We start from the raw sequence: 6,549 nt of genomic DNA, 5'->3' as shown, positions 1-6,549 counted from the left end.
TGGTCGACGTGGCCGATGGTGCCGACGTTGACGTGGGGCTTGCTACGTTGGAATTTTTCTTTGGACATGAACGGCTCCCCGCATGTATCAAATCGACAAGTCGCACCCCAGAGTACGCCAGGGTCCTCAGATAATGGAGCCCATGACCGGAGTCGAACCGGTGACCTCACCCTTACCAAGGGTGTGCTCTACCAACTGAGCTACATGGGCAAAACTACAAACCACTTCTACGTCTAACACGCGAACATGGAGCGGGTGATGGGAATCGAACCCACACCATCAGCTTGGAAGGCTGAGGTTCTACCATTGAACTACACCCGCAAGGCACGCCAACTGCAAACTCAACGATCGCAGGCGATCACAACCTTGTGACGACATCGTCAACGCACCACAGAGCCGACGTATGGCCTTCTAACTTGGTGGAGGGGGGAGGATTCGAACCTCCGAAGGCTGAGCCGTCAGATTTACAGTCTGATCCCTTTGACCGCTCGGGAACCCCTCCAAACGAGCTGCGCAGTCTAATGACCATTCAGCCTTTCGTCAACAGAAAAATCGCACCAAGTTTTCCAGACGTCCAGCGAAGGCAACGACCAGCGCCAGCGGTGGCCCCCGACGAACCGCAAGAGGCATCTCCAATCATCTATCCTGTCGATGACGCGTCGCACCAGGCGCCCTGCACCCTGCCGACATATAGAACAGAACCGTCATCATGTCATGATGAGCTGTTAACATCCACGACTCGAATCATTTACAGCTCCGCACCAGGAGAATCGAACCCGATGGATGTCACGATTTTTGGCAGCGGCTATGTCGGCCTCGTCACTGGAGTCTGCCTGGCCGAGGTCGGCAACAATGTACTCTGTATCGACATTGACCCCAAGAAGATCGATCTGCTCAACAGCGGCGGCGTACCCATCTACGAACCCGGCCTCGAAGAGCTGATCAAGAGCAACCGGGAAGCCGGCAGACTGACCTTCTCGACCGACGCGAAGGCCGGCGTCAAACACGGACTCTTCCAGTTCATCGCCGTCGGAACGCCTCCGGACGAGGATGGCTCGGCCGACCTTCAATACGTGCTCGCCGTCGCCAAGAGCATCGCCGAGCATATGGATTCCTACCGCATCCTGGTGGACAAATCGACCGTTCCCGTCGGAACCGCCGACAAGGTATCCGCAGTTGTGCGCGAAACACTGGCCGCACGCGGCGCAGACGTCGAATTCGACGTCGTCTCCAACCCGGAATTCCTCAAGGAAGGGGCAGCAATCGACGACTTCATGCGACCCGACCGCATCATCGTCGGCACGGACAACCCCCGCACGGCCGAACTGCTGCGCGCGCTCTACGCCCCCTTCAACCGCAGCCACGACCGCCTCATGCTGATGGACATCAAGTCCGCCGAGCTGACCAAATACGCAGCCAACGCCATGCTGGCAACCAAGATCAGCTTCATGAACGAGCTGTCGAACATCGCCGAAACCGTCGGAGCCGATATCGAGAGCGTCCGCGTCGGAATCGGCTCGGATCCACGCATCGGCTACCAATTCATCTATCCTGGCTGCGGCTACGGCGGCTCGTGCTTCCCCAAGGATGTTCGCGCCTTAGAGCAGACCGCGCGGAGCCTGGGCTACGACGCCCAACTACTGCACGCCGTCGAGGCGGTCAATTTCCGCCAAAAGGAGGTCTTGTTCGATAAGATCAAGGCCCATTTCGACGGCGATCTCGCCGGCCGAACCTTCGCGATCTGGGGCCTGTCCTTCAAGCCCAACACTGATGACATGCGGGAGGCATCGAGCCGCGTCCTCATGGAACTGCTTTGGAAAGCTGGCGCCAAAGTCCGCGCCTTCGATCCTGTCGCCATGGAAGAGACCAACCGCATCTATGGAGATCGCCCGGACCTGACCCTGACGGATGACGCCATGTCGGCCTCGGAGGGTGCCGATGGACTGGTGATCGTGACCGAATGGGCTCAATTCCGAAGCCCAAACTTCCCCGCATTGAAGGCCAACCTAAAACACCCGGTCATCTTCGACGGTCGCAACGCCGTGGATGGATCCCAGGCCAACGCCGCCGGATTGACCTACGTTTCAATCGGCAGACGCCCCCTAACCCCCTCCTGAACCGACCGCGACCGGACCATCGACCCGGTCGCGCCGCCAGACGACGGATCAACCGTCGCCTGGCGATTCACTCAGAAGCGATGAGACCACCCCACCCCCAACTCCAACTGCTCCATATAGAGACTGCCGGTCTGGTTCTGAGTCAGTGTCGGACTGCTCCCATCGAGGGTTTCCTTGGGCATGTAGGCGATCGAGAAGGAGAACTCATCCCGTTCGTTCACGCGATAGGCCGCACCAGCGGTCAAATGCCAGCGCACGGTCGCCGGAGCCAAGATATTGAACAGCGCCTGACGATCAGACCGAAGGAAGTCCGTGTTGTAGCTGACGCCAGCCATGAGGCTCAGGCGATCATTCGGGTCGTATTTCACGCCCAGCTTGAGCACATCCATGCTATCCCAGCCGAATCCGACACCGGAGTTGGCCCCGAGACAATATGAAGGCTTGACCACCCCTCGTTGACAAGCCGAAACGTCGACATCGTTCGAGTTGGCGATCGAGTGACTCTCGTCATAGAAGATGTGCTGATAGTCGAATGCCAGGGTGAGATTCGGCTGAGCCTTGAAGGCCAGACCGAAATTGAACATCGCAGGGATATCGAAGGAACCGCCATCTGCGAACAGCCCCGCATAATCGTCGAACTTGGACATCCACACGGTCGTTCGATAAGAAGCGCCGAGCGCAAGCCGGTCATTGATCTCGCCGTACCAGCCGAGATGCAGACCGACCCCGTAGCTCCAGTCGACGCCATTGTTGGTCACCTTGTCCGGCCTGACGGACAATTGCTTGAAGGGCTCCAACCCCGTTGCCTCGAAACGCTGGATGGCGAACACCGGCGCGATGCCGATCGACTGCTTGCCATCGCTAAGCTTGTAGGAATAAGGGATCTCGATGAACAGCTGTTCGAGATTGATCCCGGTCGGGGTCGTAGCCGAATAGAGACCGTTCGGATTGCCGTTGACGGTCCCATCGATCGGATCCGTAACAGGCACCGGCCGCCCCGACGAGAAATCGTAGAGCGGCCCCATGCTGCCATCGGGATAGGCACCGATGCGTTGATTCGGATAGGCCGCGAAATTCTCGAACGGGGCACGCTTCTTGTATTTGGTGTTCATACCGCCATTGCCGAAGACGCTCACGCCGATCGAGCTCCGCTCATCGAGCCGGTGGTTGTAACCGAAGCTGGGAATCAGAAACCAATCACGACCGCTCTCGTAGTTGCCCGGAGTCACAAAGCTCCCCGCAGGCATGGTGATCGATCCACTCGCGGTCTGAACCTGCTGTGTCGCATAGTCGGAATTCGCCTCATATCCTCGGGGCGAGGGGCTGAAAAAGGCCACGCCAACGTCGAAGCTGTCACCGACGAAGGCCATACCTGCCGGATTGGTCGCTGAAACCAACGTGTCCAGAGGCAAGGCCGTTGCCACTCCGGCCATCGCCTTCGACTTCACTCCCCAACCGTGCGAGAAATACCCGTTCGTCGCCGATGCCGTAGACGGTAACCCGACCACGACGGTGACGGCCACAGCCAGCGCACCCTTGATGCTTGATTTCATACGACACTGCCCCCTCGGATATGAGCGACCCCGTTCGAGCGCTCGAATTATGTTGTCAACCGACCGACTCAACGCTTGGCCTCACAAGAGGTCGGATCTCGCAAAGCAGAGTCAAAGAGACGTTTCTTTTGCGACCGAAACGGCCGAACACAAGAACACGCAACACCGACTCTCAGCCGATGTTCGATGCGCCGGGACATCTTGTCAAAGTGATTAAAAATTCAAACTATTCGAATTTTTAAATTTTCTTATATGCGCGAGGACAGCAACCGCATCGGCCCCATCGAAAGGCAACAGGAAACGGAAAGAAGGGAACGAAAAGAGGCGGGCGTGAGAGAAAATCGGCCGCCAGGAACAAGAGGTTCTCAGCAAGCAGCCTGCAGCTCGGGTATCGAGAAACCCGAAAAAAGGAGGGGATCAGGCAACACCTAAATCGGCGAAGCCGAACCGACTGCCGCCTTTAGGGGCGAGAAAGAACACTAACGCTGCGAATGCAGCGCATTCATGGCGAGTTGGAATTTGCCCTCGACGAGGTCGGGGAGGCGGCGATCGGCATCGATCAGGACATCCCGAATGCTCGCGGCGTCTTCACGCGACGGATGGCCCAACACATAGCCGGTCACGAGCGTTCGATCGCCAGGGTGAGCGATCCCGATCCGCAAACGCCAGAAGTCGCGGGTTCCAAGCGCGGAGATGGTATCGCGCAGGCCATTGTGGCCGGCGTGCCCGCCCCCCTGCTTGAGACGCAGCGCCCCGACAGGAAGATCCAGCTCGTCGTGGGCGACGAGAATCTGCTCGGGAAGGATGTCGAAATAGCGCGCGACAGCCGCAATGGACTGGCCGCTGCGATTCATATAGGTCATCGGCTTGAGCAGACGGACATCCGAGCCCGCAAGCGTGACCCGGCAGAGATCGCCGTGGAATTTGGACTCGGTCCGAAAGGATTCGCGAAAACCCTCGGCGATGGCATCTACGAACCAGAAGCCCACATTGTGGCGCGTCGCCTCATATTGAGCCCCAGGATTTCCAAGGCCCACGATGAGCCGAATCCCCACTTCTGCCATCGCTTCCAACCCAATAGATCGATTAAAGACTCGGAAGAAGACCGAAACGGCACCCTCGCAGGGCGTCGCTTCGGTCCGCGATCGAAAAGACCGCCAGAACGCGAATCAGGAGGCGCTTTCCTCGCCTTCCGCTTCGCCTTCCTCCTCGTCGCCGCCACGCGGGCCATGGATGGCAACCACAGGCTCATCCGATTCCGGTGCGTGCGACAGCGCAACGCCTTCCGGCATCACGAGTTCGGACAGATGGATGACCGCACCGATCTCGAGCTCGGACAGATCCAGGGTGATGAACTCGGGCAGATCCTTCGGCAGACAGACGACCTCGATCTCGGTGATGTTGTGCGAGACCAGACCGCCCGCCTTGACGCCCTTGCAGGTATCTTCATTCAGGAAGTGCAGGGGCACCACCATCTTCAGCTTCTCATCCTGAGAGACGCGCATGAAGTCGACATGCAGAACGAAAGGCTTCGAAGGATGGCGCTGCATATCCTTGAGCACGACCTTGGTGGACTTGTCGCCAACCTTAAGATCAAGGACGTGCGAATAGAACGCCTCGTTCTCGAGATGCTTCAGCAGCTCGTTGTGTGCAACGGAAAGCATCTCGGGCTCCTGATGGGCCCCGTACAGAATGACCGGCACCTGGCCCGTGCGACGCAGGCGGCGGCTCGCACCCTTCCCTGCCGTCTCACGAGGTTGCGCGATAACGTCGAAATTCACGCTCATTGGCGTTCTCCACTTGAATGAAACGAAAGGCGCCGGATCCCGCGACCAGGACCCGGCGCTATAACGCGGGCGTCAGCGACACCCGCAACAGCCTCGACGGCTCTATCCGCGCGAAGCGTCAGTCCGCACGAAACATCAATCCACAAACAGCGAACTGACGGACTCTTCGTTCGAAATTCGACGCATTGTCTCGGCCAACAACTCGCCGATGCTCAACTGACGAATCTTTCCGCACGCCGCCGCCGCAGGACGCAGTGGAATGGTATTGGTGACGACCAGCTCGTCGAGCTCGGAGGCCGAGATATTGTCCACCGCCGGCCCGGACAACACCGGATGGGTACAATAGGCCACGACCCTGCGGGCGCCGTGCGCCTTGAGCGCCTCAGCCGCTCGGCACAGTGTACCGGCCGTATCGACTAGATCGTCGACCAGCACGCAGGTCCGACCGCTGACATCGCCAATGATGTTCATGACCTGGGCCTCGTTCGCACGCGGCCGACGCTTGTCGATGATCGCCAGGTCCGCATCGTCGAGACGCTTGGCCAGTGCACGCGCGCGCACCACGCCACCCACGTCGGGCGACACCACCATCAGATCCTCGTACTCCTGACGCCAAACGTCGCCCAGCAGAATCGGCGAGGCATAGACGTTATCGACCGGGATATCGAAGAAGCCCTGGATCTGGTCGGCATGCAGGTCCACGGTCAGCACGCGATCCGCGCCGCACTGAGAGATCATCTTCGCGACCAGTCGCGCCGTAATCGGCACGCGCGCCGAGCGCGGCCGGCGATCCTGCCGGGCATAGCCGAAATAGGGGACTACAGCCGTGATCCGCTTGGCCGAGGCCCAACGCAGGGCATCGACCATAACCAACAATTCCATCAGATTGTCGTTGGTCGGCGCGCAGGTCGGCTGCACGATGAAGACATCGCGACCTCGAACATTGTCCTGGATCTCGGCCATCACCTCGCCATCGCTGAACTGACCAACGACGGCCTTGCCGAGCGGGAGGTTGAGGTGAGAGACAATTTCTGCGGACAGCCCCGGGTTGGAGTTCCCGGAGAAAACCATCAGTTGGCTGGCGGGCACGGG

The 6,549-nt window shown here is 59.3% G+C and carries 5 protein-coding genes and 3 tRNA genes; 1 reads left to right on the top strand and 7 read right to left on the bottom strand.

Going from position 1 to position 6,549, the window contains the following annotated elements:
- Positions 1-134: 134 nt before the first annotated feature.
- From ACFSJC_RS03035 to ACFSJC_RS03025, 3 genes are all read right to left on the bottom strand, one after another.
- Positions 135-210: transfer RNA gene (locus ACFSJC_RS03035), tRNA-Thr, on the bottom strand.
- Positions 211-247: 37 nt separating this feature from the next.
- Positions 248-321 (bottom strand) — tRNA-Gly (locus ACFSJC_RS03030).
- Positions 322-417: 96 nt separating this feature from the next.
- A tRNA-Tyr gene (locus tag ACFSJC_RS03025) sits at positions 418-502 on the bottom strand.
- Positions 503-779: 277 nt separating this feature from the next.
- Here ACFSJC_RS03025 and ACFSJC_RS03020 point away from each other — a divergent pair.
- Positions 780-2,117, top strand: coding sequence for a UDP-glucose dehydrogenase family protein (locus ACFSJC_RS03020; protein WP_386023029.1), 1,338 nt, complete (start codon positions 780-782; stop codon positions 2,115-2,117).
- Positions 2,118-2,188: 71 nt separating this feature from the next.
- Here the strand turns inward: ACFSJC_RS03020 and ACFSJC_RS03015 are convergent, their stop codons facing one another.
- The 4 genes from ACFSJC_RS03015 to ACFSJC_RS03000 form a co-directional block, all read right to left on the bottom strand.
- Positions 2,189-3,670: an OmpP1/FadL family transporter gene (locus tag ACFSJC_RS03015; protein ID WP_386023026.1), complete on the bottom strand. Its 1,482-nt coding sequence runs from the start codon at positions 3,668-3,670 to the stop codon at positions 2,189-2,191.
- Between the two features lie 479 nt (positions 3,671-4,149).
- Complete coding sequence (gene pth / locus ACFSJC_RS03010) at positions 4,150-4,734, bottom strand: aminoacyl-tRNA hydrolase (protein WP_386023023.1); 585 nt, start codon at positions 4,732-4,734, stop codon at positions 4,150-4,152.
- 105 nt (positions 4,735-4,839) lie between these two features.
- Positions 4,840-5,457 carry a 50S ribosomal protein L25/general stress protein Ctc gene (locus ACFSJC_RS03005; RefSeq protein WP_386023020.1) on the bottom strand — a complete coding sequence of 206 codons (618 nt, stop codon included), beginning with the start codon at positions 5,455-5,457 and terminating at the stop codon, positions 4,840-4,842.
- Positions 5,458-5,592: 135 nt separating this feature from the next.
- Positions 5,593-6,546, bottom strand: a complete 954-nt coding sequence (locus tag ACFSJC_RS03000) for a ribose-phosphate diphosphokinase (RefSeq protein ID WP_386023017.1) — start codon at positions 6,544-6,546, stop codon at positions 5,593-5,595.
- Between the last annotated feature and the right edge of the window lie 3 nt (positions 6,547-6,549).

The organism is Thiorhodococcus fuscus, from assembly GCF_042682685.1.
Taxonomy (GTDB): Bacteria; Pseudomonadota; Gammaproteobacteria; order Chromatiales; family Chromatiaceae; genus Imhoffiella; species Imhoffiella fuscus.
The sequence above is the reverse complement of the archived record's forward strand: the minus strand, read 5'-3'. Positions and strand labels throughout refer to the sequence as shown.

What these genes read in the sequence shown, in the direction of transcription:
- ACFSJC_RS03020 (WP_386023029.1), top strand. Translation starts at nt 780, where the DNA reads ATGGATGTCACGATTTTTGGCAGCGGCTATGTCGGCCTCGTCACTGGA.
- ACFSJC_RS03015 (WP_386023026.1), bottom strand. Translation starts at nt 3,670, where the DNA reads ATGAAATCAAGCATCAAGGGTGCGCTGGCTGTGGCCGTCACCGTCGTG.
- pth (WP_386023023.1), bottom strand. Translation starts at nt 4,734, where the DNA reads ATGGCAGAAGTGGGGATTCGGCTCATCGTGGGCCTTGGAAATCCTGGG.
- ACFSJC_RS03005 (WP_386023020.1), bottom strand. Translation starts at nt 5,457, where the DNA reads ATGAGCGTGAATTTCGACGTTATCGCGCAACCTCGTGAGACGGCAGGG.